22 protein-coding genes are annotated in these 25,886 nt (G+C 42.6%); 16 read left to right on the top strand and 6 right to left on the bottom strand.

Annotated features, from left to right (window positions below):
* The first annotated feature begins 5 nt into the window (after positions 1-5).
* A complete protein-coding gene (locus DTOX_RS18355; protein ID WP_015759173.1) occupies positions 6-332 on the top strand; it encodes an Hpt domain-containing protein in 327 nt (108 codons plus the stop codon).
* A 162-nt stretch (positions 333-494) separates the two neighbouring features.
* On the opposite strand, the gene acsB is transcribed toward DTOX_RS18355, so the two are convergent.
* Together acsB and cooS are read right to left on the bottom strand one after the other, a co-directional pair.
* Positions 495-2,690: an acetyl-CoA decarbonylase/synthase complex subunit alpha/beta gene (gene acsB, locus DTOX_RS18350; protein ID WP_015759172.1), complete on the bottom strand. Its 2,196-nt coding sequence runs from the start codon at positions 2,688-2,690 to the stop codon at positions 495-497.
* A gap of 26 nt (positions 2,691-2,716) precedes the next feature.
* Positions 2,717-4,741: an anaerobic carbon-monoxide dehydrogenase catalytic subunit gene (gene cooS, locus DTOX_RS18345; protein WP_015759171.1), complete on the bottom strand. Its 2,025-nt coding sequence runs from the start codon at positions 4,739-4,741 to the stop codon at positions 2,717-2,719.
* 365 nt (positions 4,742-5,106) lie between these two features.
* On the opposite strand from cooS, the gene DTOX_RS18340 reads away from it, so the two are divergent.
* Together DTOX_RS18340 and DTOX_RS18335 are read left to right on the top strand one after the other, a co-directional pair.
* On the top strand, positions 5,107-5,487 hold the full coding sequence (locus DTOX_RS18340; RefSeq protein WP_015759170.1) for a hypothetical protein: 381 nt from the start codon (positions 5,107-5,109) through the stop codon (positions 5,485-5,487).
* Positions 5,488-5,511: 24 nt separating this feature from the next.
* Positions 5,512-6,240, top strand: a complete 729-nt coding sequence (locus DTOX_RS18335; RefSeq protein WP_015759169.1) for a YkgJ family cysteine cluster protein — start codon at positions 5,512-5,514, stop codon at positions 6,238-6,240.
* Positions 6,241-6,471: 231 nt separating this feature from the next.
* Here DTOX_RS18335 and DTOX_RS18330 read toward each other — a convergent pair whose 3' ends face one another.
* A complete protein-coding gene (locus tag DTOX_RS18330; RefSeq protein ID WP_015759168.1) occupies positions 6,472-6,729 on the bottom strand; it encodes a hypothetical protein in 258 nt (85 codons plus the stop codon).
* Between the two features lie 303 nt (positions 6,730-7,032).
* Here DTOX_RS18330 and DTOX_RS18325 point away from each other — a divergent pair, with 303 nt between their 5' ends.
* Positions 7,033-7,977, top strand: coding sequence for a LysR family transcriptional regulator (locus tag DTOX_RS18325; RefSeq protein ID WP_015759167.1), 945 nt, complete (start codon positions 7,033-7,035; stop codon positions 7,975-7,977).
* A gap of 112 nt (positions 7,978-8,089) precedes the next feature.
* On the opposite strand, the gene DTOX_RS18320 is transcribed toward DTOX_RS18325, so the two are convergent.
* Entirely contained in the window at positions 8,090-8,368 is a 279-nt protein-coding gene (locus DTOX_RS18320) for a transcriptional regulator (protein ID WP_015759166.1), read from the bottom strand.
* A gap of 194 nt (positions 8,369-8,562) precedes the next feature.
* On the opposite strand from DTOX_RS18320, the gene DTOX_RS18315 reads away from it, so the two are divergent.
* Genes DTOX_RS18315 through alr form a run of 5 tightly spaced genes read left to right on the top strand, consistent with a single transcriptional unit; the run spans position 8,563 to position 13,797 of the window.
* A complete protein-coding gene (locus tag DTOX_RS18315; protein WP_015759165.1) occupies positions 8,563-9,903 on the top strand; it encodes a histidine kinase in 1,341 nt (446 codons plus the stop codon).
* Complete coding sequence (locus tag DTOX_RS18310) at positions 9,875-10,657, top strand: LytR/AlgR family response regulator transcription factor (RefSeq protein ID WP_015759164.1); 783 nt, start codon at positions 9,875-9,877, stop codon at positions 10,655-10,657. The genes DTOX_RS18315 and DTOX_RS18310 overlap by 29 nt, the downstream gene beginning before the upstream one ends.
* A gap of 55 nt (positions 10,658-10,712) precedes the next feature.
* Positions 10,713-11,111 (top strand): holo-ACP synthase, encoded by a 399-nt coding sequence (gene acpS / locus DTOX_RS18305; protein WP_015759163.1) that lies wholly within the window; start codon positions 10,713-10,715, stop codon positions 11,109-11,111.
* Between the two features lie 5 nt (positions 11,112-11,116).
* Positions 11,117-12,676: a bifunctional ADP-dependent NAD(P)H-hydrate dehydratase/NAD(P)H-hydrate epimerase gene (locus tag DTOX_RS18300; protein WP_015759162.1), complete on the top strand. Its 1,560-nt coding sequence runs from the start codon at positions 11,117-11,119 to the stop codon at positions 12,674-12,676.
* A complete protein-coding gene (gene alr, locus DTOX_RS18295) occupies positions 12,676-13,797 on the top strand; it encodes an alanine racemase (protein WP_015759161.1) in 1,122 nt (373 codons plus the stop codon). The genes DTOX_RS18300 and alr overlap by 1 nt, the downstream gene beginning before the upstream one ends.
* Before the next feature lie 127 nt (positions 13,798-13,924).
* On the opposite strand, the gene DTOX_RS18290 is transcribed toward alr, so the two are convergent.
* Positions 13,925-16,213 (bottom strand): CRISPR-associated endonuclease Cas3'', encoded by a 2,289-nt coding sequence (locus tag DTOX_RS18290; protein ID WP_015759160.1) that lies wholly within the window; start codon positions 16,211-16,213, stop codon positions 13,925-13,927.
* A 234-nt stretch (positions 16,214-16,447) separates the two neighbouring features.
* On the opposite strand from DTOX_RS18290, the gene DTOX_RS18285 reads away from it, so the two are divergent.
* From DTOX_RS18285 to DTOX_RS18275, 3 genes are all read left to right on the top strand, one after another.
* Complete coding sequence (locus DTOX_RS18285) at positions 16,448-17,200, top strand: prepilin peptidase (RefSeq protein ID WP_015759159.1); 753 nt, start codon at positions 16,448-16,450, stop codon at positions 17,198-17,200.
* 44 nt (positions 17,201-17,244) lie between these two features.
* Entirely contained in the window at positions 17,245-19,167 is a 1,923-nt protein-coding gene (locus DTOX_RS18280) for an aconitate hydratase (protein WP_015759158.1), read from the top strand.
* 191 nt (positions 19,168-19,358) lie between these two features.
* Entirely contained in the window at positions 19,359-19,655 is a 297-nt protein-coding gene (locus DTOX_RS18275) for an alpha/beta-type small acid-soluble spore protein (protein ID WP_015759157.1), read from the top strand.
* A gap of 274 nt (positions 19,656-19,929) precedes the next feature.
* Here the strand turns inward: DTOX_RS18275 and fliY are convergent, their stop codons facing one another.
* Entirely contained in the window at positions 19,930-20,925 is a 996-nt protein-coding gene (gene fliY / locus DTOX_RS18270; protein WP_015759156.1) for a flagellar motor switch phosphatase FliY, read from the bottom strand.
* Between the two features lie 347 nt (positions 20,926-21,272).
* On the opposite strand from fliY, the gene DTOX_RS18265 reads away from it, so the two are divergent.
* From DTOX_RS18265 to DTOX_RS18250, 4 genes are all read left to right on the top strand, one after another.
* Positions 21,273-21,857 (top strand): ANTAR domain-containing response regulator, encoded by a 585-nt coding sequence (locus DTOX_RS18265; protein WP_015759155.1) that lies wholly within the window; start codon positions 21,273-21,275, stop codon positions 21,855-21,857.
* Between the two features lie 109 nt (positions 21,858-21,966).
* On the top strand, positions 21,967-23,340 hold the full coding sequence (gene glnA, locus DTOX_RS18260; RefSeq protein ID WP_015759154.1) for a type I glutamate--ammonia ligase: 1,374 nt from the start codon (positions 21,967-21,969) through the stop codon (positions 23,338-23,340).
* Positions 23,341-23,485: 145 nt separating this feature from the next.
* Positions 23,486-25,063 carry an FMN-binding glutamate synthase family protein gene (locus DTOX_RS18255; RefSeq protein WP_015759153.1) on the top strand — a complete coding sequence of 526 codons (1,578 nt, stop codon included), beginning with the start codon at positions 23,486-23,488 and terminating at the stop codon, positions 25,061-25,063.
* Positions 25,064-25,210: 147 nt separating this feature from the next.
* Positions 25,211-25,786, top strand: coding sequence for an ANTAR domain-containing response regulator (locus DTOX_RS18250; protein ID WP_042316209.1), 576 nt, complete (start codon positions 25,211-25,213; stop codon positions 25,784-25,786).
* Positions 25,787-25,886 lie beyond the last annotated feature (100 nt).

Genomic DNA, 25,886 nt, shown 5'->3' with positions numbered 1-25,886 from the left:
GGCTTATGGAGATTCATAAAATATTAAGTCAAGAAAAGATTATAATAAAGGTGGATTCTTGTTTAGAAGATTTAATACCAGAATATTTAAGCAACAGGCAAAAAGACATTAAGAACTTATTAGAGGCGTTAGAACAGGTTGATTATGATAGCATAATATTTATTGGGCATAATATGAAGGGTTCAGGCGGCGCCTACGGGTTTGATTATATTACTGAAATCGGTTGCTGCTTGGAAGTGGCGGCAAAAGAAAGAAATTGCGAATTAATTGACAAAAAAGTACAAGAACTTACTAATTATCTTGAGCGCATTCAAATAGACTTTGTTTTATAGAAAAAAAAAGGCATGTGTTTGCTGCACATGCCACACAGAGGTTATTACATCTTCAGATCACAATAACCCAGAATTGCAATCTGAGAATTTATAAGGAGGTTAAAAGACTCGCCAAGAAAGACTTTTAACCAAGATTAACGAATTTCTGAAATCAGGCTTTATTTAAAACATAGAGTCCATAGTTAAAGCCGGGTGGCCTTTTTCCTCCAGGAACGGCAGAATTTCTTCGCCGGAGGCTCCAATGGTTTCATCTGCAATCTTATCTACGAAATCTTCACCAAGTCCCTCATCTATAGCTCTTTCGGTTAAACCTTCACGCAACAGATCCTTTAATGCTTTAGGCATCCAGACAAGGCGGGCTAATCCACCATCAGCCGGTACGAATTTCTTGGAAAGCAGATAGGATTTACCGATACCCATGAAACCGGGCATTTGAGCGCCGCCACCCATCATACCGGCTAAAGTCGAGAAGGTCATACCTGTTGGGGTCATACCGCTGTGCTCACGGGAAACCACCATAAAACCGTTGCACTCAGGCACCATGGCCATAATAGCTTCGAAGCAACCGCAGGAGGTCATCGGGTATTCCATAATGGTGTAGAAGTTAACCTTTTCTACGGTACGCTGAGAGTTGGAGAAAGTATACTCGTTAAAGGATTCCCATTGACCCTTAACATCATCAATAACCTCGCCCTTAGGAATGGGTTGGTTAGCGCCGTGTGGGTTAATTTCAAAAGCAGCTTTGGCATCCAGCCAGCTAACAGCCCCACAGAGACCAACACGCTCGGGAGCTACCACGCAAACGTGGGTAGGAGCAAAGGTCTGGCAGAGCAGGCAGGAGTAGAAGGTATCAACACCCTCGTCAGTTAACTCTTTAAGGCGTGCGTCACGCTTAGTGTAGTAACTGCGGGCTACTTCACGCATTTCTAAAACTTTTGCTTCATCGGTGATAAGGGTTATCTTAATCCGGTCTACGATAGCGGAGAACTCGGATTTAAACTTGGCATAAAGGATATCTCCTATATGTCTCATACGGAAACCTTTAGCATAAGCGTCTTTACTGATCCTGACCCACATTAAATCGCGCTGGGCCACGTGCCAGAGACCTTCACCGTAGTTGGTAAAGTAGTGTACCCGGCGCTCCAGAACAGGCTCGAAATCTTCCTGCATTTTACGGCCGTATACATCAACTACAATACCTATAGGCAGCTGGCTGCCCGGTTCCAATCCATCAATATCCGGCCCGACGAGCTCAATAGTACCGTCTTCAATGTCATCTCCGGCCATACGCACCAGTTCAAAACCAGGTGTTCTCTGACCGCCGAATTCAACGAACATATCTTTCTTACGCAGGCTCTCACCTTCGAAAGCGGGACCAACCATAATCGGCACATCAATATCAATGGCTGTAATTTTAACTCCGCGAACTTCCAGTGCAACTTGAACGATTTTATCATAATCAGGTTCTGAAATGAACCATTCAGGAATTTGCTTATCTTCCGGCAACACCTGGTCGGTAATAACCGGGAAACCAACGTTAATACAACCCATAGCCGCAGCAGTTTTAACCATGTCATGCTCACCAAGGTAGAGAGCGAAGGCCAAAACACGACGGCGCTGGTAATCTTTTTGAGCTTCATAGTCGCCCGGCTTAATGCCGCCGAACATCATACCGGCACGCAGAGCGTAGTTGGCAGCATGAACGATCTGAGTGAAGTTACCCAGTGGGTAGGCGATATAGTCAATACCGAGTTTAACGTTTTCTTCCAGGCACTGCTCAATGATTTCATCACTAAGGAATAGCATTAGGCCTTTAGCCATTAAGCTGGTAACAATTTTCTTAGCTGAGGCGCTGTCTTTAGCACGGCCAAGAATAACTGCTTCACCGGGGATGGTCCAGTCAACCATCTTAGTCCCATAGGAACGAACTACCGGGTCACCGACAAAGCCGGTCCAGGGTTTAACGTGTAAAGGATTTTCCGGTGTATTTTGGATATAACGAACCGCTTCGATAATGTCAGCCGCATACCAGGTAGCCTCACCCCAGAAACGGGCATTTTCAAAGGTTTTAGCCTCTTTAACCCTGGCCCGCATTCTGTTTAATACGGGTACGCAGTCACCCAGAGTCTTAATTTCTTCACCGCTTAAGCAGCGGATTACCGGAAGATAGTAGGCAGTATCGGGATAGCCTATCTGCTTATCTTTCCCGTAGGTCCGGATGGCCTGATTTAATAAAATTTCAGCATAACTAAGTGCGGTTATTGTACCTTCATATGCCTCTTTAAATAGCTTTTTCGGCTCTTTTCCCGGTTCTATTGCACCTTCAAAGATTTGATCGAAATTGATCGCTTCAGACATTTTAACTCCTCCTTTCAATATCTATATTACCAGCACTTGGACAGGCTGGTTTCCAAATCCTCGGCCACTGCTTTGTGTATTTTCAGTTTCCAAGCCCTGTATTCCAGAGCATTGAGAATCTTCTTAATAGATTCTTCTATATCGCATTCCAGAATAAAGTAACCGCCTAAAACGTCACCGGCAACTTGTGTTAAAACGCTGTATATCAGGTCGCAGCCTTCTACCGGAGGCATAGTACCCACGTGAGTCGGGCATCCAATATCAACACACCAGGTACCGATACTGGTAGCTTTACCGCTCATGGCTTCCGGAGCAGATGCTACAAACGGTACTTTCGGGGTATCAACGCCCAGATCTCTGGCCATATCCATCAGCAATTCGGCACCACGGGAGTTATCAACACAAGAACCCATGTGCAGTACCGGCGGGATCGGATATTTCATGTTGGCATTGGCGCTGATGCGCTTGAAGAAGGATTTTAAGCCATCTCCGCAATATGTTTCAACATTGGCGGGATCCATTAAGCCGTGCTTGGCACAAACCTGGGCATGGCAACCGGTGGAGATAACAAATACATCGTTGGCCAGCATAGCTTTGGTAATTTCTAAGTGAGCCTTATCCTGCATGGTCTTCAAGTTGTGGCAACCGACCATAAAGGCAACACCCTTCAGTTCTCCGGACAGAATAGCATCATTTAGAACGCGAACCGGATTTTCCGGGTTAACTGAGGCAAAAATATTGTAAATAGCTTCGAGACTGTAACCTGCAACCACATATTGTTTGTGTTGCGGTATTTTAACCGGGCGATCTCCCCGCTCTTTAAAGGCTTCTATGGCCATGGCAATAACTTCTTTAGCGTTATCCATGGCTGTTTTTTCCTGGTAGTCAATATGGATAGAGCCAGGAATCTTAACGATATCGGAAGTTGTTACCAGTTTTGTATGGAAACATTGGCATACTGGTCCTAAGCCGGGCATGATGCACTGCACATCAACTACCATTAAGTCAACGGCACCAGTGCAGATAACCAGTTCCTGGGATGAGAAAGATGTGACAAGTGGAACACCCTGGCGCATCAAGACCTCATTACCTGTGCAACAAATACCTGAGAGTGTAATCCCTCCGGCACCGGCGGCTTTTGCATCTGCTTCCATTTCCCGGGCCGCAGCAACGATCATTTCACTTAACAGAGGATTATGTCCGTGCAGAATTATATTAACATTTTTGGCTTCAAGTACACCCATATTAGCTTCACTTGCTACAGGTTCGGGAGTGCCGAAAATTATATCTGACAGGTCGGTGGCAATCCATTTGCCGGCCAGGTCAGCCAGGCCTACCCGTACTGCGCTGAACACCAGGTTAATCGGGTCATTGTCCATACCGACGTGTGCCTGGGTTACCAGGTCTGAAATAACCGAGTGGATACCAAAGGGCATAACATTATGGGTTCTGTAGAGGTTATTGCGTTCAGGAACAACATTCTTGGTAATCCAGCGAACCTCTCCTTCACCTTTAAGCATGGCCATATCTTCCAGGGCCAGTTCACACAGTTCTTTGGCCAGAGTCATATCATTCTTGCTATCAATGTTCTCAACACCGTATCTCTCACTTAACCGGCGTAATTTTGCGGGATCTTTAATAGAATAATCAGTTGCATGGCCCTCAGCAACCATGTGCAATGTGTGGGCTATGTGGTTGCCGTGCTGGGCATGGGAAGCGCAACCGGTAAGAATCATCAGACCTACGCTGCGGGCTACGATAGTCCAGGAATTGGCTCCGCAAATACCTCTGCTGGCCGGGCCTTCATCCGCTTTAATGCGGCAGGGTCCCATCATACAAAAACGGCAGCAAATACCTTTGTAACCAAATTGGCACTGGGGCTGTTGGGCTACAACCCGGTCAAATGCAGTTATAATGCCTTCTTCCTGTGCTACTTTGATCATTTCTAATGCTGCCGGATCTATGGTTCTCATTACAGACTTGGGATCAACAACACGAGGTGATTTGTCAGAAGACCGGCAGGTAAGACTGGTGTCTTTAAACCTTGGCATAAATGAAACCTCCTTTAAAATAAAATTTGTCCTTTTCTGATTAGTTTGAAAAGACTGTTTTTTTATATTGAAATATATTTCGCAATATATTTCAAAAGTCCTGCTAAAAAAATAAATTTTTTTTGAAATTTATTTCGATATAATTTAATTGAGCCAGGAAAGACTGATATTTAGCGGGACAAGTTTAGAATATTGTTCAAAACCAAAATAAACCCGATAATTTATATGAACAAAGTGCAGGTTAACTGCCGGGATTTGAAATAGATTTAGAAGAGTCTGTTGAAATACTGGAATTTGATGAATTGAATCAACGGGGTAAATGAGGTATTATAAAAAGAACAAGAGATAGCTTTGGAGGTTGGAGAATGGATCAGTATTGGATAGGTTTTGACCAGGTGGGAAACGCGCTTGACGGAAATGCTACTTTGAGGCAGTTGGAGGATTTGTTCAGTTCATATGTATTAAACGTGCGTTTTCATAAGGCTGATGTCAATATATTGGATGTTTGGAGTGAGAATCCGCGCACCTTTGGGAGTATATTAATCAATGACCGGCGGCAAAGAGTTGACGAGGGTAAGGAAATGCATTGTCAGCCGCCTTTAATGATAGCAACTGTTGAAGGAAGGGAAATTGTCCGGCTGGAATGGTATGAAGGAGAAAGTGAACTGGCTTTAAAGTATGACTTAAGGAATCCCAGATACGAGTTTGCCGGCAGCAGTTATCAGAATGACTCAGATGTTTATTAATATATTGTCTTTAGGGGTGTATTGATGAAAGAAGAAATTATTCTTAATTTAGAGAGTAAGTTTAATTTTTCCTGCCATCAAGGGCTGGAATGTTTTAAGCAGTGCTGCCGTAATATAAACATTTTTCTAAGTCCTTATGATGTCTTGCGCATGAAAAACAAGCTCGGGCTTACCTCACAGGAGTTTTTAAATCTCCATACACTTCGTTTATCGTTTCAAAAGCAGCGTTTTCCTCTGGTGCTGATTAAGATGAAAGAAGATGAAAACCTGGTTTGCCCTTTTATTACCTCCTATGGCTGTATGGTTTACCAGGAAAGGCCCTGGGCCTGCCGCATTGCCCCGGTGGATATGCTGGGCAACGGCCAGTTTGGTTTTATATTTAAACCTGCACGCTGTCATGGATTGAAGGAGGCCAAGGAGCAAACTGTAGATGAGTGGATGCAGGAGCAGGGATTGGGCATCTATGATCAGATGGAAGAGTCTTTTAAGGATTTACCCGCATTGATAGAGTTTTCCGGGGAGAAAGAACATGACGGAAAAATTGGTGAACTTATCTTTTTGGTTTGCTACAATACGGATGAATTTAAATATAAGCTTTTTAGCTTAAGTTTTGTGGATAAACTCTCCATATCGAAAGAGGTAGTTGGGAAAATTAGGGATGACGATGTTCAGCTTATGAAGTTTGGTTTTGAATGGCTGCGTTCTGTTCTGAGTGATATGCAAAAGCAGAGAGAGGCTTTTTTATTGCTCTAGCAAATTATGCTTATGATGGATCTGTGGATAAGCTAAAGTTAATACCGCATAATTTCCCGCGAGTATGAGTGCCTGTGGCCGCTCGAAAGCCGTTTTAAGCGACTTTCTTGTATTAGGAAAATAGTATGAAGGAGGGCTGTTCCAGAAAGGCAGATTTAAGCACCTTTATGGGGTCAGCCCTTTGACTCTTCTCAAAAAAGAAAAGTGCCGGTTAGTGAATCTCAAACTTTTTTATTTGTTGGGGGCTACCATAAGGCTTTGCAACGTCTTATAAAATTGCCTGCTCAAAACCTTTTTCAAAGGTTTGTCATCCCGCTCTGCTATTTTTACAAAAACATGCAGTTGATCCTGCAAAAATTCCTTTAGAATGTATTCAACCACTTCTTCACCTGTTCTGTTGGTTTTCTCAGCGTATTCATCGATTAATCTCATAACATCATCTGAGAGTTCTAACTCAAAATCCTGATCATCATAAAATACAGAGGACATAATATCAGACATCCCTTCAAAAAATTATATTTTTGAGTAGCCACAGGCACTCGTACTCGACGGAAATTATGCGGTACTAACATTGCTTATGCAATATAAATTTGTGTTTCATTAAGCAATGACTTATCTGTAGATTCATCATAAGCATAATTTCCTGGAGTAAAGTAAAGACTTCGCTTTTAATAGTAGTTTTCCTTCTCGAAAGTATAATTCATAAGGTTGAATAAAAAACATTTTTTTTTATAATTATTATTTTCAAATTTACATATTAATGTTAAAATAGTTCATATATAAGAATGACTTATGCAAATCAAAATTTTTATAAATAGTTGGAGGAGCCTCTATGTTAGAACATCAACTGCAGATTTTTATGGTTGTTTCGGAAAAAAAAACTTTTCCAGGGCAGGTGAGCTCTTAAAGCTGACCCAGCCGGCTATAAGCCAGCATATACATGCCCTTGAAGAGTATTATGGTGCAAAGCTCTTTGAACGGTCCAGTAAAAGAGTGGAGCTTACTAAAGCCGGGGAGGTACTTCATCATTATGCCCAGGAAATAATGAAAATGCACCAGGTGGCTAAAAGAGCGGTTGCCGATTTGGTGGAGATGGTTTCCGGTGATTTGAAAATTGGGGCCAGTTTTACTATTGGAGAATATGTGCTGCCCCGTCTTTTAGGTGCCTTTTCACAGAAATACACAGAGGTCATGTTCTCAGAGTTAATTGGCAATACGGAGTTTATACATGAAAAAACCCGTGAACGAGTTATTGATGTTGGTCTGGTGGAGGGTTTGGTTGAGGACAGCCATTTAATCATTGAACCGTTTTTGCAAGATGAATTGGTGTTTATTGCCGCACCGGGACACCCACTGGCTAAAAAAACCTTTTTGACCAGAGAGGATATCAGTGAAATTCCTTTTACCTTCATCCTGAGGGAAGTTGGTTCCGGAACAAAATTGGCTATGGATGATGTTTTGCACGAATTGAAGTTAAAGCCGGCCAGGAGCATGACTATGGGCAGTACCCAGGCTATTAAGGAAGCTGTAGAGGCTAATCTGGGCATTTCCTTTATCTCCAAATGGGCCCTGCGCAAGGAGTTGCAATTAGGTACACTGAAGCTTTTGAGAATTAAGGATTTTAATGTAACCAGAGAATTTTACCTGATTAGGAACAAGGATAAATTTGAGTCAAAAGCAACAGAGGAATTTGTCAAGTTTATTATGGATCGGTCTGTTTCACAAATACTGGGATAAGCTTTTAGCCGGTATAGCAAGCAAAGAAACCCGTGCCGCTTTAGTGACACGGGTTTCTTTTTTTGAGTTATTGACTTTGTCCGCAGCATTGGTACAGCCGGTTTTTTTAATATTAACTGGCTTCCGCTTCAATGATATTTAAAAATTCATTGCCAAGTTTGGTGAGATTACAGATTTTGCTTTTCCCTTCGGTGGATACATCGACTAAGCCTAAAGCGTACAATTGCATAATAATATGATCCAGGACAGCCCGTTTTACTCTGGCTGTTAGTGATAATTCCTCTTTGTTCATACTGCCCTGATCGAATAAGGCCTGTAATACCTTTTTTGCTTCTGTAGGCAGTCTTTTATTGGCTTGAGTCAAGTATTCGTTTAAAGTTATTTGATGCATTTTTTATCCTCCCCTAAAATTTTTGCTAACAATAGTATGCCCAGAAAACGTTAATTAATAAGTTGATTTAGCAATTTTTATAAAAAAAATTAGAAAATAGCAAATTATTAATTCTGTAATTATACAGACCCATTTCGGTGCAGGAAATCGGGCCTTCTTGTAGAATACCTTAATTAAAATATAGCATCTAAGAAATGAGGACTATGAATATAGATACAAAGGATTTATTAAACGTTATTATCAGATGGTTGATAGTTCAACTTATCGGTTCTGTCATGGTGCTGGCCTTATCTCTAAAATTATGGCAGGCGGTTTTTATTTTGTTTATTATCAGCGGTTTATCTGTTTCCTTTGTTCTTTACTACTGGTTAAACCGTCGTCCGGTGAAGCTTAAATCTACCGACCAGCCGATTGAGTTGCAGATAGCCAGTGAGACGCTGCCTTTTATGCGGCGGGGTTTAAATGTTGAAACGGCCGGGAGTACGGCGGAAATAATTAAAAAAATCAGTGATGTTGATGCCGTGGCCATAACCGACAGGGAAAAAGTGCTGGCTTATATAGGAGAAGGTTCCGATCACCATAAACCGGGTGGGGAGATTTTAACCTATGCAACCAGGCGGGCTATTATAACCGGTGAGATAAAGGTAATTCATAACAGTCGGGATATAAACTGTTCGGTGCCTCATTGTCCCCTGGAAGCGGCAGTTATTGTGCCGCTTAGATGTAACGGGGAGGTTGTCGGCACTGTAAAAATGTACAGAACCAAACAGGGTAGAATGCCGGATCATTTGGTAAAGCTGGCTGTTGGGGTGGCTCAGATGCTGGATGTGCAAATGGAGTTGGCTGAACTGGATCGCCGGGCTCAGTTGGTAGCTGTAGCCGAACTCGATGCCCTGCACGCTCAAATTAACCCTCATTTTTTATTTAATACTCTAAACACCATAATCATGTTCAGCCGGACAAACCCGGAAACCGCACGTAGGCTGTTAATTCGTCTGTCCTCTTTCTTTCGTCAGGCTTTGCAGAGAAAGGGACATTTCAATACTTTAAAAGGTGAGATTGAATATATAAACACTTATTTAGTATTGGTGCGGGCCCGCTTCCGTGAGAAGATCAGGGTGCGCCGTCAAATAGCTCATGAATTGCTGGAATACCGGGTGCCGGTTTTAACTATACAGCCGTTGGTGGAGAATGCTGTCAAGCATGGGATTATGCCAAAAGAAGGTGCGGGTACCGTATCAATTACTGTAAAGATGCAGAATGATGAGCTTTTAATTGTTGTGGAGGATGACGGGGTTGGTATCAGTTTGGATATGATCCCGAAAGTTTTGCAGCCAGGCTACGGCTCGGGCAACGGAGTAGGTTTAAGCAATGTTCATGAACGACTAAAGAATTTATTTGGCGAAGAGTACGGGTTAAGGATAATCAGTAAACCTGGTGAGGGTACAGCTGTTTATGTCCGGGTACCCATAAAAAGGGATCTGATTAGGAGAGGTGAAATGTCCGGTGAAACTGAAGACCTTGATCGTGGATGACGAATATCCTGCCCGTCAGGAACTGCGCTATGCTCTAAGTGAATTTGATAATGTGGAGATTGTCGGTGAGGCGGCTAATGCAAAGGAAGCGCTGTCTTTAATTAAGGCACTTGATTATACCGTGTTATTTTTAGATATATCTATGCCTGGCATGAACGGCCTGGAATTAGGCAGAGCAATTCAGGATCTGCCTAACAGGCCCTATGTCATATTTGTTACAGCCTACGATGAGTATGCCGTACAGGCCTTTGAAGTTGATGCAGTTGACTACCTGTTAAAGCCTGTGGAACCGAGAAGGTTAAAACAAGCTATCGAAAAGGTTATGAAGGCCGTTGGAGAATCCGCGCCTGCAGTAGAGAAAGATGAGGAGGCAGTTGATATTTCCGCCGGTAAGGTCAAGCAGGAGCCTAAACAAATTCAAATTGACCGAATACCGGCAGAGAAAATGGGCAAAACTGTGCTGATCAATGAAGCGGATATTATCTACGCTTTTACCGAGCAGGATTATGTCTATATAAAGACTCATAATGATAAACTTTTGACCAGGTTCACTTTAAAAGATCTGGAAGCACGCTTGAATACAAATTCTTTTTTCCGCACTCACCGCTGCTACATTGTTAACCTGCACAAAGTCAAAGAAATTGTGCCTTTTTTTAACGGTACGTATAATCTTGTGGTGGAAGATAAGGAAGGCGGGGAAGTTCCGGTTAGCCGTGCCCAGGCTAAAAAGCTGCGTAAAATATTGGGCTTTTAGAAAACCTGTCTCCAGAGGCAGGTTTTTTATCTGAAAAAGGAAGCGGGGGCTTGTATTGTTAATCGGTGTCGGTACAGACAGTATTGAAATTGTGCGGGTAAGAGCGGCCATAGAGAAAATCGGCTGCAGCTTTGTCAGGCGCTTGTTTACTGAAAGGGAAGAGGAGTATTGTGAAGGTAAAAAGGATCCCTATAGCAGTTATGCTGCCAGGTTTGCCGGAAAGGAAGCGGTTTTTAAAGCTCTGGGTTTGGGACTGGGCGGCTGTAAGTGGACAGATGTGGAAATAATAAATGAAGCCGGTGGGCGGCCGCAAGTTTTTCTGTACGGTCAGGCTGCTCAGATTGCGCAGGAAAAAAAGATTGCCGGGGTATTGATCAGTCTTTCGCATGACAGGGAGCGGGCTGTGGCTTTTGCCGCGGCAGTCAGCGCAGAGGCTATTTTGATGAGGGAGTGAAGCTAATGCAGGTTGTTACGGCAGGGGAAATGGCTGCTCTTGACAGGAAGGCTATTGAGCAGTATTGTATACCGGGCATTGTTCTTATGGAGAATGCAGGTCTTCAAGTGGTTAAGGTTATAGTTGATCTTTTGGATAAACAAGTAAATGGCAAGAGAGTGGTTATTTTTGCCGGCAAAGGCAATAACGGCGGGGATGGGTTTGTTATTGCCCGCCACTTGCATAATCTGGGTGCCGCTGTAGATGTCTTGCTTTTTGCTGATCCTGCGCAAATTTCCGGCGATGCCGCCATCAATTTAAATATATGGCTTAAAATGGGCCAGACTATTGTTCGGATAAATGATGGAAACGGTAAGTCTCCGGCTGAACTTGCGGTTGCTTCCGCTGATATTATGGTAGATGCTCTTTATGGTACCGGCTTTAAAGGAGTTGTGCCTGAACCAGCGGCTTCTTTTATCTTGCTGGCCAATAACAGCGGCAAACCCATTGTATGTGTGGATATTCCTTCCGGTGTAGAAGCTGATACAGGTTGTGTCCGGGGACCCTGTTTTAAGGCTGATCATACAGTTACATTTGCGCTGCCCAAGCTGGGTCTTTTGCTGGAACCGGGTTCGTACTATTCCGGCAAGCTGCACATAGTGGATATTTCTTTGCCGGCCGTTTTATTAAAGTTCCGGAATTACGGGCGTTATTTGCTGCGGGATGAGCTTGTCAGTGAGTGGCTGCCTCGCCGTTTTACCGGTGCTCATAAAGGAGATTGTGGAAGAGTATTAATTCTAGCCGGATCCCGGGGAATGACAGGAGCTGCCTGCCTGACAGCTCAGGCTGCGATCAGATCCGGTGCGGGCCTGGTTACGCTTGGTGTACCTGAAGGTTTGCACGATATTATGGAGATTAAGTTAACCGAGGTTATGACGGTGCCGTTGCCGGAAACAGACAGGAAAACTCTGTCTCTGGAGGCCCTGGATCAGATAAAAGCGCTGTTAGACAGGTCTGATGTGCTTGCTTTGGGGCCGGGCCTGACGGTGCATCCTGAGACCGTGGCTTTAGTGCAAAAGGTACTGGAAGATCTAAAAATACCTGCTGTAATAGACGCGGACGGGTTAAATGCTCTGGCCGGGCAGACCGGTATTTTGAGCAGAATTAAAGCACCTGTTGTGCTAACACCCCATCCGGTAGAAATGGCTCGTTTGTTAAGCATAACTGCCGGGGAAGTGTTGTCTGATCGCTTAGGCTCAGTTCAAAAATTAGTGGAGGCCGGCGGGTGCATTGTGCTTTTGAAGGGCTCCCGCACTCTGATAACGGATGGGGAGGAAATCTATATTAATGCCACAGGTAATCCGGGAATGGCTACCGGCGGAAGCGGTGATGTTTTGACCGGAGTTATTGCTGCGCTTTTAGCGCAAGGCTTGAGTCCTCTCAGAGCAGCTGCTGCCGGTGCGTTTGTGCATGGCAGAGCCGGAGATTTGGCCCTGGCGGATAAAGGTGTTATGGGGTTGATTGCCGGTGACTTTCTGGATTGCCTGCCCGGAGCTTTAAATATGATATTAGAAGGTGAAATATAATGTATGAGAAAACCACCTGGGCAGAAATTAATCTTTCGGCGATAGCTCATAACATTCAAGAATTGCGGCGGATAGCTGCGCCCGGAGCACAGTTGATGGCTGTAGTAAAGGCGGATGCTTACGGTCACGGAGCTGTGGAAACCGCCAGGATTGCTTTGGATAACGGTGTTGTGATACTGGCAGTTTCCCGTGTTTCAGAGGGTGTAGCACTGCGCGAGGCCGGAATTGACTGTCCGGTCTTAGTGCTGGGCTATCTGTCCCCCGGGGAAGTGTTGTTTTCGTTAAAAAATGACCTGTCTCATACTGTTTTCAATATGCAGCAGGCCGAGATTCTTTCGGACATAGCCACTAAAGCAGGTATAAAAGCGAAAGTACATATAAAAATTGAGACCGGTATGGGACGATTGGGCTTTGAGGCCTGTCAGGCTGTTGTTGAGCAGGTTATAGCTGTTACCAGACTTTCACATTTAAAAGTGGATGGTATTTTTACACATTTTGCCGTGTCTGATATTATTGATAAAAGCTATACCAGACAGCAATTATTCAGGTTTCAAGAAGTGCTGCGGGAGTTACATCGCAAAGGGGTGGATATACAGTTAAAGCATGCAGCCAACAGCGCGGCAATTATTGATATGCCGGATACGCATTTGAATATGGTTCGCGCGGGTATAGCCATGTACGGTTTGTACCCATCTGAAGGGGTTGACAAAAGCAGGATTGTTTTGCAGCCGGCCATGTCCTTTAAAACGCAGGTAGGACATATAAAAAGGGTGCCTGCGGGCTATCCGGTCAGTTATGGTTGTACATATATAACCAGGCGGCCTACTCTTATTGCCACGTTGCCTGTTGGGTATGCCGACGGTTACAGCCGTCTCCTATCCTCGCGGGCGGAGGTGTTGATTCACGGTCAGCGCGCACCTGTTGTGGGCAGGGTATGTATGGATCAGTGCATGATCGATGTTGGCCACATAAATGACCCTTTGATCGGGGATGAAGTGGTATTGTGGGGCCAGCAGGGTGAGTCTAGCCTGCCGGTTGAAGAGGTGGCGGAGAAAATGGGTACTATTAACTATGAATTAGTTTGTATGGTGAATGTTCGTGTGCCAAGAGTGTATATTTAACATAATTTTCTTTAAAATATAGCATTACAAGTTAGACGGCAGTCAAAAAGAGACGGGTACCACTTTTGGGGTGATACGGTCTCTTTTTGAGTTTGATTAGCTGTCGACACCTTTGGAATCAACTCTCTTAAACCCAGAGCGCATCATTGTCTTCTTTTTGTATTTTTCGCAGGTCCAGTCCCATTTCGCTGTTATAAGACAGCTTGCAGATCATAAAGCTTTTAAAAAAACCGTCATCATGATAAAAATACTGGGGATATTTAATGTACCAGTAATAGGGTAACTTAATATATAGACTGTCGGCCATTTCAGGGTTTTTGTGCAGATACGGATCCCAGACGCATTCCGGTATGACATCCATTTTGTATTGTTTTTCATTCCACATTTGAATCTGCTTGCGATTTCCCGCGGCTTGCCGCACTTCCTGAGGTGAATAGCCAAATAGTGTACAGTAGTTAAATACTTTAGCCAGGTTGGTAGCTGAACTTGATTCAGTAGAAAATTTGTTTTGATAGTACAGCTGAGTAATTTGGGAAAAGCTAAAGCAACGATCATGCAGTTCATCCCAGTCCGTCTCTTGATTGATACCCTGCTGCCCGGGATATATGTAGGCAGTCTGGTCTGTTCCACGTCCAGGCTGATACAAAGTATTGATGCGGTGCAGCAGGCATTCTAAAGATTTAGTGCCAGTATGAACAGTATCACAATTGATATCGAAAGTATAGGCCAGAATTGCCTGGGTGGCAACTATTACCCATGGGCCAGGCAGTTTGTCCAGTTTGCTGATCTGCTTGTGCTTACTGGTAGGAGAATAGTAGCGATCATGACTGCTGTAAACAGAATGACACAGATAAACATTGCTATTAAATAATAATTTTTTAAGTTTCAGGAAAAGCCTTTGTGCTTGAAATATATTATCACAGAAAATTAACTGTTTTTTTCCCTGGTGATAAAGTCGAATGTATTCGTCCTTGTTTCCCTCCAAAGTCTTTTCCGTTATTTTGCATTGAAATTTTTGATCGCTGTTATGTAAATCAAAAATCCTGCAATTATGGTTTTGGTAAATATAGTTTTGGAATTGACCAGGTACAAAACTTGTTGCTCCCAAGCATGGAATTTTCATTTTCCACAACAGCTTAATGCAGTCAAGCAGGTATCGTTGAGAAGAACAACTGTTGGGATTAAATCCCTCAAAAATAATAACTGAGTTTAGCAATTTGCCCAGAGCGAAGTCCGATTGCTTATAGCCGTGTACCATTGTATAGACTAAGTGGTCTATTGTTGTAACAGTCACTTGTTTGTCAAAAATACGATCTCCGTAGCGCAAGTTTCTGGCGGTATCTCTGCCCTGATCCCCTTTTTGCTTTAATTCATTGGGTATCAGCTGCTCCTTTACATAATAACTCATAGTATGGATCAACCCTACATTGGCAGAACCAAAAATATCCTTCAACCACTCAAAAATGGGCTCGGAAGCCAGTTGATACGGCAGCACATAGATTATTCGTGATCTGTGTTCCCGGTTAGCCAGCATCAGTGCCTGCTGTACCACAAGTTCCCGCCTGTTGCGGTTAATCGGGGCTAAAAACAAATTAAATTGCCCTGTTGTTAATTCATCGCAGCAGGCTTTGAGAGAAACAACAGGCGGCAATGTATTTTTCAAAATCTGTGCAGAACCGGCAAGATTTCCGGGATCAAACACTTGGTCATAAATTGTTTCCGGCTGCAGGCAATTTTGAGAAAAAGCTTTGCTGGATTGTTGATCGCAGTATTTCATAATTGACAACAGATAACAATATATCGCTTTAAATTTAACCTTGTCTTCAAGGTTGTCTATATCATAACGGGTAGAGGTTATCAAGGAGAAAATATGATCTCTCTGATTGTTGCTGTATATATAGGCCGGATATTCAGAGATGGGATGATAACGCAGTTTAAACATATTCTCCAGATATTGTCGGTATATTTCAGCGTAACTTTCTATAAAAGCCGTAATTTGCTCAAAATGATAGTTCACACGTGGTTTTATGGGAACACGCCTGTATATATAATCATAAAGTTGATTGTGATGAGATAAAACAAGGCAGCGTAAAAGAAGTTCACTTTCCTTGGGTAAATTTGTTTGTGTAAAAGGCATAGCAAAAAAAGGGTGAGAAACATTGAGGTTTACCTGGCCGGTAATAATATTTTTCTGGTATTCCTGAGTAGCTTTACCAAGGTCATGGAAAAACAGGGCCAGAAAAATAATGTTGCACAGTTCCTCGTAATCTATGGTAAAATCACGGGCAAACCTTTGAAGTGAAGATTTATTCTCGTTAATATAGCAGGCCAGCACTTTTATGTCGTCTATTGTATGTCCGGTAAGGGTTTGATAGGTGTTGCGTCCGGGTGCTTTTTTGGCCAGTAAGTCAAACATGGTTGACCGCCACCGCTCGTAAAGTATTTGTTTCAACAATAATATTTAGATGTATGTTTATTATTTCCTGCAAAAAATATATAATTAGTACATGTCAAGTAATAGCTACAGAGATAATTGACCCAGATAATCACATCTTAATTATAAAATATTGTTTTAAAATAATACAGTTAATTGATTTAATAAACACGTTATAATAATATTTAACAGATAACTGTTGTCGTGGGTGATATTATGAGTTACTTGTCTTTTTTATTGGTCTTTATTGTCGGTGCCTGTGTAGGCAGCTTTTTAAATGTATGTATTTGCCGCATGCCTCTGGGCGAATCGATTATTAGCCCGCCATCACATTGTATGAGTTGTCATAACAGGTTGGGCTTGCCTGAAATTTTACCAATAGCAGGTTATTTATTATTCAAGGGCCGTTGTAAATATTGTGGAGCAGTTTTCTCCCGGCAATACCCTATGGTAGAATTGTTTACAGCACTGAGCTATACAGCAGTGTGGCTGCGTTTTGGTTATGCCTGGATAACCCCGGCTATGTGGTTATTTATTTCTTTATTAATAGTGGCTTCAGTAATAGATTTATATCACCAAATTATCCCTAATCGCATTATTTTGGCAGGTCTTATTGCCGGTTTGCCGCTTACGGCCTTGCAGTCCTGGGAGGTACTAAAGTCAGGCTTAATGGCATTTGTTGTCGGGGGAGGCTTTCTTTTAATTGTTGCTATTGTTTCCTGCGGCGGAATGGGAGGCGGTGACATTAAGCTTGGTGCAATGATAGGGTTGTATTTGGGCTTAAATAATTTAATTGTAGCTTTCTTTTTGGCCTTTTTAACCGGTGGTGTTGTTGGCTTGGTTTTAATGTTGTCCGGTCGCAAGGGCAGGAAGGATCCCGTACCGTTTGGGCCGTTTTTGTCACTGGGAGCACTTCTTGCTGTATTCTGGGGAGAGAAGCTTATCTTATGGTACTGGGGTTTTATGTAAAATAAATTGTTTATACACTATAATTAATAACTAGGAGGATAAAAATGGGCAGAAGTCTTACGCAGAAAATTTTTGCAGAACATCTGATAGAAGGGGAAATGATTGCTGGCAAAGAAGTTGCGATAAAAATTGACCAGACCTTAACTCAGGATGCCACAGGAACTATGGCCTACCTGCAGTTTGAAGCTATAGGAATTCCCAGAGTTAGAACAGAATTGTCCGTCAGCTATGTTGATCATAATACTTTGCAAAGCGGTTTTGAGAATGCTGATGATCACCGTTTTTTACAAACAGTGGCTGCCAAGTATGGTATTTATTTTTCCCGTCCCGGAAACGGCATTTGCCACCAGGTGCATTTGGAACGTTTTGCTAAACCGGGTAAAACACTGTTAGGCTCTGATTCTCATACGCCGACTGCCGGTGGGATGGCTGTCATAGCTATCGGCGCAGGTGGTTTGGATGTAGCTGTAGCAATGGGCGGGGGAGCTTTTTACACCACCATGCCCAAAGTTGTAGGGATCGAGCTAAAGGGCAAATTACAGCCATGGGTTTCGGCCAAGGACATTATATTGGAAGTTTTACGTATTCTCAGTGTTAAAGGAGGGGTAGGCAAGGTAATTGAGTATTTTGGTGAGGGTGTTAAATCTTTAACCGTACCGGAGAGGGCTACGATTACCAATATGGGAGCGGAACTGGGTGCGACAACCTCAATTTTTCCCAGCGATGAAGAGACCAGGGCCTATTTAAAATCTCAGGGCAGGGAAGAAGACTGGGTTTCCCTGAATGCTGATGCTGATGCCGTATATGACGAACTTTTAGAAATTAAACTGGATGAGCTGGAACCCCTGTCAGCCAGGCCGCATAGCCCGGACAATGTGGCCAAGGTGCGTGACATCGGGCCGGTTCCTGTTCAACAGGTGGCTATCGGATCCTGTACTAATTCATCTTATGCCGATTTAATGATTGTGGCTAAAATGCTTAAGGGCAGAACTGTGCATCCTTCTGTCAGCTTGGCTATTGCCCCTGGCTCCAAGCAAGTATATACAATGATTGCTCAAAACGGTGCGCTGGCTGATTTAATTGATGCCGGCGCCAGGATATTGGAATCAGCCTGCGGGCCATGTATCGGTATGGGGCAGTCACCTTCGTCAGCTGCCAACTCAGTGCGTACCTTTAACCGCAATTTTGAGGGTCGCAGTGGAACACAGGATGCCAGCATTTACTTGACCGGTCCGGCAGTGGCTGCCGCTACTGCAATAACCGGTGTTTTAACCGATCCCAGGGATCTTCAGATGAATTATGAAGAGGTTGTTTGGCCGGAAACTTTTACGGTTAATGATAATATGATTATATCCCCACCGGAAAACGGGGCAGGCTTAGAAGTTCTGCGTGGTCCCAATATCAAGCCACTGCCGGTAAATGAAGCTTTGCCGGGTGAGATTAAAGCCAGTGTTTTGTTAAAAGTCGGGGATAATATTACCACTGATCATATTATGCCGGCCGGAGCTAAAATATTGCCGCTCAGATCAAATATCCCCGCTATTTCCGAGTATGTATTCTGTACGGTGGACAAGTGTTTTCCTTTGCGTGCTAAAGAAACAGGCAGGGGAATTATTATCGGAGGCAGCAACTACGGTCAAGGTTCCAGTCGTGAGCACGCCGCTCTGGCTCCCATGTTTCTGGGAGTTAAGGCAGTCCTTGTGAAGTCCTTTGCCAGAATACACAGACAAAATTTGGTTAATTTTGGTATTTTGCCGCTAACTTTTGTTGATGAAAAAGATTACGACGGTATTGATCAAGAAGATTTGCTGCTGTTATCAGATACATCCGCTCAAATGTCTGCGGAGCATATGCTGGTTCGGAACTTGACTAAAGGTACGGAATTTAAAGTAGTGCACAATCTTTCCGAAAGACAAAAAATAATAATTAAGGCCGGCGGCCTTTTAAACTACACTAAAAACCGTTAACCCTTTGCCTTTTTTATATTTTAATAAATTATGCTTATGGCGGATCTGTGGACAAGTCATTGTTGCATGAAGTACAAATTTATATTGCATTATTTTGCTTTAATATTTTGGTCATTGCAGGGCATAATAATTTAATAAGCAGGACAACATGATTTTTTATATTGATAAAAAACTACCAGGAGGGGATTATTTTGTCCCAAAAAACCTTCCCGGATTTACAGCCCAATTCTCTGGCCAAAATAACTGCTTCCATAGGGATAGTTCCAAGCGAGCTGCAGCCATATGTTCAACCGGCGTTGGAGGAATTTAAGAATGAGATGGCTTCCGAAATCGGTATACATGATTATGCTTATATTGATAAAGGGGAACTAACCAGCCGGCAGAACGGCAGAGTTGGTGGGGGTATGACTAAAAAAATGGTTGCCTTTGCCGAGGCTGTTTTGGCCTGGGACTATAGAAACAGGAAAATGATTAAGGGCAACAGCTAAAAAATATAAGTATATTATACCTCATACCCTGCCCAATATTCCGGCAGGGTATGATCTTTTTATTCCTTGCCAAATTATACCTTATGGTGGATTTGTGGATAAACCATTTTATAATGAAGTGCAAATTCATATTGCATAATCAATGTCAGTAATGCATAATTCTCAACAAGCACGAGTGCGTGTGGCTGCTCAAAAGCCGCTTTGAGCGACTTTCCTGTTTGTAAAATAATGTCCGGCTATTTTACTGTTTGTTGGTGATTGTGTAAACAAAATATTATTCTAATTTCCAATTAGGCATACTTAGTTGATTTATTTCGACCTGCATTTTTCCTTTTTGATCAATTAGCTTACCTTTACCTACCAGTGTATCCCCTGCATATATCTCAACGCATTCCGCAGAGAGCGGCAGTGTAAGTTTTTTGCCGATTTCCAATCTTGCCAGTTCCTCAACAGTCGACAGAGTTTTGCCGAGTACCACAGTCAGGTTAACAGGGAGTGATAAGGCTGCTGTAAGATTAGGCAATTTGGAAGCAACTGCAACCTGGTCATTATCTGAATTAGCGTTATTGGCAACAATTTCTGCTTCTTTATCCATATAACCGGCTTTTTGCAGAAGGTAATTTGCTTCTTCTTGAGCTGCGTCCACACTGAGTATCTGCATAATAGTAGTTTTTAATATATTACTGATAAAAGTATCAAATCTAACTACAACCACCGGTTGTTCGGTAGGAAGAGGGGTAAGACTTGCATTTTTGATGTCATGAACCATGGTTATTGTTGGCGGGGTTATATCGATAGGAATACCAAACATATCAGTCATAGCGGTACATACTGAACCTATCATTTGGTTCATGGCTTCCTGGGCAGCGCTTATTTCCAGTTCACTTAATTCAACAACAGGCGGGATATTTCCGTCCCCGCCCAGCATCAGATTGGCTATTGTCGCCACTTCATTTTCAGTAATGATAAGTACATTAAAACCCGTTAAGCCTTCTTTAAAAGACACATAAACCAGAAGGTAGGGTGTGGCAAAACTTTTAAAGACCTCTTCTTGTTTACAGACTATTACGCGCGGGTTGCCTATAGTTACGCGTTGGTTTAGAATTTGTGATAATGTTGTGGCAGCAGTTCCCATGGAAATGTTACCAACTTCACCGATTGTATCAAGCTGATGATGCGACAGGAGACTGCTGAAATCCTCTGATACAGGATTATTATAGCGTTCAAAAAGTGCATCTATCTCGGCCTGTGACAGTTCACGATGACTCAATAACTACACCCCCATATTTACCGAGAAAATTTATCCTCTATTCTTTTGTTGATATATTGCCAGCTTCTTGTTTTAATCATTATAATGCATATCTATATCAGTAAAACAGATCTTAAAAAATATAAATTTTTTTATTTTATCAGCCGGACTGTTTCGAAATAAACTTTTTTGATTTTCCTAATAATTTTAAGCTGTGAGTAAGTACACTTTTAAATGATAATATGGTATAAATATTTAGGTCTATTGCGGGCTAAATATGATATGATAATATATTTGAATTCTGCTATTTAATTTTAAAAAAATAATGTTAGAATTAATTATAACAAGAGTTTTAGGAGTGTCGCCCGATGTACGGGACCAGAATAGTTATTGCAGATGCTGACAGGGTGTTTTTAAAAAAACTGAAAGACAGTTTAACTCATGTCGGATATATGGTGGTAGGTGAGGTATATGATGCAAAAAGCGCTCTGCAGGTTATCTTTAAGACCGAACCGGATTTAATTATTATGGATTCTAATATTCCTGGTTGTGAAGGACTGGAAATAGCACGTGTTATTGAGGAACATAGGGTGGCTCCCGTTTTGCTTTTAACTGCCTATAGCCAACGTGAATTGATTGAGGAAGCCAAACATTCCTGGGTGTTTGGCTATTTATTAAAACCTATTAATCAAGAAAATCTCTTTCCGGCAATTGAGATAGCTATTGCAAGTTTCAAAAGACTTCTTAGACTGGAAAATGAGAACAAAGAATTGAAAAAGTTGCTGGAGGAAGGAAAACTTATAGAGAAAGCCAAGGGTTTGTTAATCAGCCAAAAAGGGTTGTCTGAAAAAGAAGCTCACAAGTTCATCCAAAAAATTAGTATGGATAAGGGAATTGCAATTCCCAAGGTAGCAAAAAAAATTATTTCTCTTCTACAAAAAGAAAATAATTGAAGCTTGACTTTTTTTTGAAGATAATGTACCATTACCTGTAGAGAAGTTATAAGTTAATATTTGGGCAGAGACGTCCGTTAGTTGACCTGTTGTATGGCAGGATCAATTAATGGATTTTTTTATTTTTAAACTGGGATTGAGGTGTTTTGTGCTGAGTCTATTATCAAAAGAGGATGTATTGGAAAAAGCCAAGGAGTATGATGTTAAGTTTATCCGGCTGCAGTTTACCGATATTTTAGGATCCTTTAAAAATATTGCTATCACTATAGAAGAGCTGGAGAGAGCCCTAAATGGTGGGATAATGTTCGATAATGCGGTAATAGAAGGTTTTGCGCAAAGCAAGCAGTCAGATATTTATTTGTGTCCGGATCCGGAAACTTTTGTTATATTTCCTTGGAGGCCAAGGAATGGAGCGGTAGCTCGTTTAATTTGTGACGTATATGGTTCTGATGGTGAGCCATTTTCGGCATGCCCGCGCAGTGTCCTAAAGCGGGTGTTGTTGGAGGCGGAGCGGTTGGGCTATGGGCTTCGTTCAGGAGCCGAAATTGAGTTTTTTATGTTCTATATGGATGATCAGGGTAAGCCTACTACGGTAACTCACGATCAAGCCGGTTATTGTGATTTAACCCCCGTGGATTTGGGGGAAAACGCCAGGAGGGATATGGTACTCACTCTGGAAAGTATGGGATTTGAGATTTCTTCTTCTCATCACGAGGTTTCTGCCGGTCAGCACGAAATTTCTCTAAAAGAAAGTGATGCTCTATCAATGGCGGATAACTTAGCTACTTTTAAGTTTGTGGTAAGAACAATTGCTCAGCGGCATGGTTTGCATGCTTCTTTTATGCCAAAGCCTCTGGCCGGTTTTAACGGATCCGGTCTGCATCTGCATCATTCTCTGTGGAAAGAGGGGGAGAATGCTTTTCACGCACCTTCTCATGCTAATTGCCAGCAGCTGAGTAAGACAGCTTATTATTATATGGGTGGATTGCTGGAACATGCAAGAGCCTTAACAGCTATAACCAACCCGCTGATTAATTCATATAAAAGACTTGGTTTGGATCTGGCAGCTCCGGTTTTGGCCGGATGGTCTGAGCAAAATCGCAGTACCATGATTCGTGTGCCGTCTCAGCGGGAAAGCGGCACTAGAATTGTTTTACGCAGTCCTGACGGCACTTGCAACCCTTACTTGGCTATGGCGGTAACCTTGAAAGCAGGGTTAGTTGGGATTATATCTAAAATTAAACCTCCTGCCGCCATGGAAGAAAATAATTTGCATGGTGGATTGGGAAAAATTATCAAGAATTACGGCTTGCCGTCCAATCTTAATGAAGCCTTATGTGCTTTATCAGCTAACGAAGTAATTAAAGAAACGCTTGGTGAACAAATTTATAGTCGTTTTATTGAAACTAAGGAGGAAGAATGCAAGCGCTTTAATACTATAATACACCCTTGGGAAATCGAGGAATATTTAAGGAATTATTAGAGAAAGTGAACTGAAAATTTCTTTATTTAAAAGCCGGTGATTTTAATGCGAGCTTATATGTTAATCATATAGCATAATAGCTCTGGCCGACTTTTGAATAAGTGTTTAGATAAAAATATAGATAAAAACAGGGGGATGGTAGTCAATGAGTGGATTTAGTAAAGGTGTTAACGCGAGTACCGCAACATTAACCAAACTGCGGACAGGTAAGGATTTTAGTCCTAGCGGGATGTGTGTAACTTGTTTGGATGGGTGTCCGGGCCTTTGTGAAATCGGTAAATCGGCAGTAAGGGGGAAAGAGGTTCTCTATCCTGCCCCGTTTGGCAAAACTACGTCTGCCTCACAAAAAGAATATCCTGTAGATTATTCTCACTTTAATATTATGGGTACAGCTGTTGGTGCTCATGGCATCGAAGCCGATTCCGAAAAGGCGATTTTCCCGGCCGTCGATATTTCTACGGAATTTGGCAGCACAAACAAGATTAAGATGGATGTTCCCATTGTTGTGGCAGCTATGGGTTCCACTAATGTAGCCGCCGATAACTGGGATCACCTGGCAGCCGGTGTGGCTATTTGTGGTGGCGGTATTGCTATTGGTGAGAACGTTTGTGGCATGGATCCGAATGTGGAAATCAAAAATGGCCGTGTAGTTAATTCTCCGAACCTGGCTCGCCGGGTTAAAGATTTTCAGAAGTGGTATAACGGTAAAGGTTTTATTGCCGTTCAGGCTAATGTGGAAGATACCACTTTGGGTGTTCAGGAATATGCTTTGGAAAAGTTGGGTGTTGATGCGGTTGAACTTAAGTGGGGTCAGGGTGCTAAGGATATTGGCGGCGAAGTAAAGCTGAATACCTTGGAACGTGCACTTCAGTTAAAGAGTCGCGGTTACATCGTGCTGCCAAACCCGGAAGACCCGAAGGTTCAGGAAGCTTATAAAGCCGGTGCTTTCAGTGAGTTTGAGCGTCATTCCCGTGTTGGTATGGTCGAATACGAGTCCTTTATGCAGCGCGTGGAAGTACTGCGTAATGCCGGTGCTAAATATGTTTTCCTGAAAACCGGTGCATATCGTCCGGCCGACTTAGCCCGTGCAGTTAAATATGCTTCTGATGCTAAACTGGATCTTTTGACTGTTGACGGCGCAGGTGGCGGAACAGGTATGAGTCCTTGGAGAATGATGAATGAGTGGGGTTTGCCGACCGTATATATACAGGCTTTAATGACCCAGTATTTGGACCGTTTGGCTGCTAAAGGTGCCTATGTGCCTGATGTAGCTATTGCCGGTGGTTTAGCTTTGGAAGATCATATGTTTAAGGGTTTTGCTATAAGCGCACCTTATGTGAAGGCTATCGGAATGGCACGTTCGGCGTTAACTGCCGCTATGGTAGGCAAGACTGTGGGGCAGGCTATAAAGAAAGGTTTGACTATAGCCGAGTATAAGAAGTATGGTGAAAGTATGGAACAGATTTTTGTTGCTGCAAGTGAGCTAAAGGATAAGTTGGGTTCTGATTTTGATGACCTGCCGGTCGGTGCTATCGGTGTATACAGTTACTACGAGCGTTTGTCTCAAGGCTTACGTCAGTTCATGTGTGGAGCGCGTAAATTTAACTTGGGTCTGATTGGCCGCGACGATATTGTATCGCTTACTAAGGAAGCTGCTGAAATCACAGGTATAAGCTATATCATGGACGCTGATGCTGAAGAGGTGGAACAAATTCTCGGCTAAGGTTGCTAAAAAAACTATTGCATTGCGGATTAGGTTAATATATAATTGTTTAAGATACAATGACGTATCTTAAACTCGGCAATGGTGCCCCGACAGTATATTTTCTGTTGAGGGCATTTTTATCTTGAGTAACGGGGTGTGTACTCCATGGGTGAACAAAGAATAGTTTTGGTTGCCAAAGATACCGCGTGGAGGAACAATATTAAATCTATACTGAACCGGTCGGGTTACTATGTTGTGGGTGAAGCCGGCGACGGTTTGACTGCTTTAAAAATGATTAGGAGCAGGCAGCCGGAATTGGTGATAATGGAACCCCTGCTGCCGGGAATGGATGGGTTGGAAGTAGCCCGAATTGTTCATGAGGATAAATTGGCTCCTGTTGTTTTGATTGCTTCCACTTCACAGGCTGATTTAGTGGAGAAAGCTAAAAGGGCAAATGTTTTTGCTTTTTTGGTAAGTCCGATAGAGGAAACCACCTTGGTGCCGACCATAGAATTAACTATTACAAAGTATAAAGAGTTAGTCAAATTGGAATCGCAGGTGGCTGAACTTAAGGAAACATTGGAAACAAGAAAAGTTGTGGAGCGGGCTAAGGGTATCTTAATGGAGAAGCATGGCTTGAACGAATCTGAGGCCTTTAACCGGATGCGCAAACAAAGTATGAACAAAAGGGTTTCCATGCGGGTTATTGCAGATGCAATAATTTTAGCAAATAACTTGTAGCTGGTTTACTATATTACAGACAATGCTGTCTATATTTTATAAGGCAACGAGGCCTTTAAAGTGATAATAAAATTACTTTAAAGGTTTCTTTATGTTATAT

It is taken from the genome of Desulfofarcimen acetoxidans DSM 771 (genome assembly GCF_000024205.1).
Lineage (GTDB): Bacteria > Bacillota > Desulfotomaculia > Desulfotomaculales > Desulfofarciminaceae > Desulfofarcimen > Desulfofarcimen acetoxidans.
This window is presented reverse-complemented; position numbering and strand designations above follow the sequence as displayed.

Bases quoted from the DNA above. Each gene is read 5' to 3' on its own strand.
- DTOX_RS18355 (WP_015759173.1), top strand. From the start codon at position 6: ATGGAGATTCATAAAATATTAAGTCAAGAAAAGATTATAATAAAGGTG.
- acsB (WP_015759172.1), bottom strand. From the start codon at position 2,690: ATGTCTGAAGCGATCAATTTCGATCAAATCTTTGAAGGTGCAATAGAA.
- cooS (WP_015759171.1), bottom strand. From the start codon at position 4,741: ATGCCAAGGTTTAAAGACACCAGTCTTACCTGCCGGTCTTCTGACAAA.
- DTOX_RS18340 (WP_015759170.1), top strand. From the start codon at position 5,107: ATGGATCAGTATTGGATAGGTTTTGACCAGGTGGGAAACGCGCTTGAC.
- DTOX_RS18335 (WP_015759169.1), top strand. From the start codon at position 5,512: ATGAAAGAAGAAATTATTCTTAATTTAGAGAGTAAGTTTAATTTTTCC.
- DTOX_RS18330 (WP_015759168.1), bottom strand. From the start codon at position 6,729: ATGTCCTCTGTATTTTATGATGATCAGGATTTTGAGTTAGAACTCTCA.
- DTOX_RS18325 (WP_015759167.1), top strand. From the start codon at position 7,033: ATGCAAATCAAAATTTTTATAAATAGTTGGAGGAGCCTCTATGTTAGA.
- DTOX_RS18320 (WP_015759166.1), bottom strand. From the start codon at position 8,368: ATGCATCAAATAACTTTAAACGAATACTTGACTCAAGCCAATAAAAGA.
- DTOX_RS18315 (WP_015759165.1), top strand. From the start codon at position 8,563: ATGAGGACTATGAATATAGATACAAAGGATTTATTAAACGTTATTATC.
- DTOX_RS18300 (WP_015759162.1), top strand. From the start codon at position 11,117: ATGCAGGTTGTTACGGCAGGGGAAATGGCTGCTCTTGACAGGAAGGCT.
- alr (WP_015759161.1), top strand. From the start codon at position 12,676: ATGTATGAGAAAACCACCTGGGCAGAAATTAATCTTTCGGCGATAGCT.
- DTOX_RS18290 (WP_015759160.1), bottom strand. From the start codon at position 16,213: ATGTTTGACTTACTGGCCAAAAAAGCACCCGGACGCAACACCTATCAA.
- DTOX_RS18285 (WP_015759159.1), top strand. From the start codon at position 16,448: ATGAGTTACTTGTCTTTTTTATTGGTCTTTATTGTCGGTGCCTGTGTA.
- DTOX_RS18280 (WP_015759158.1), top strand. From the start codon at position 17,245: ATGGGCAGAAGTCTTACGCAGAAAATTTTTGCAGAACATCTGATAGAA.
- DTOX_RS18265 (WP_015759155.1), top strand. From the start codon at position 21,273: ATGTACGGGACCAGAATAGTTATTGCAGATGCTGACAGGGTGTTTTTA.
- glnA (WP_015759154.1), top strand. From the start codon at position 21,967: ATGGATTTTTTTATTTTTAAACTGGGATTGAGGTGTTTTGTGCTGAGT.
- DTOX_RS18255 (WP_015759153.1), top strand. From the start codon at position 23,486: ATGAGTGGATTTAGTAAAGGTGTTAACGCGAGTACCGCAACATTAACC.
- DTOX_RS18250 (WP_042316209.1), top strand. From the start codon at position 25,211: ATGGGTGAACAAAGAATAGTTTTGGTTGCCAAAGATACCGCGTGGAGG.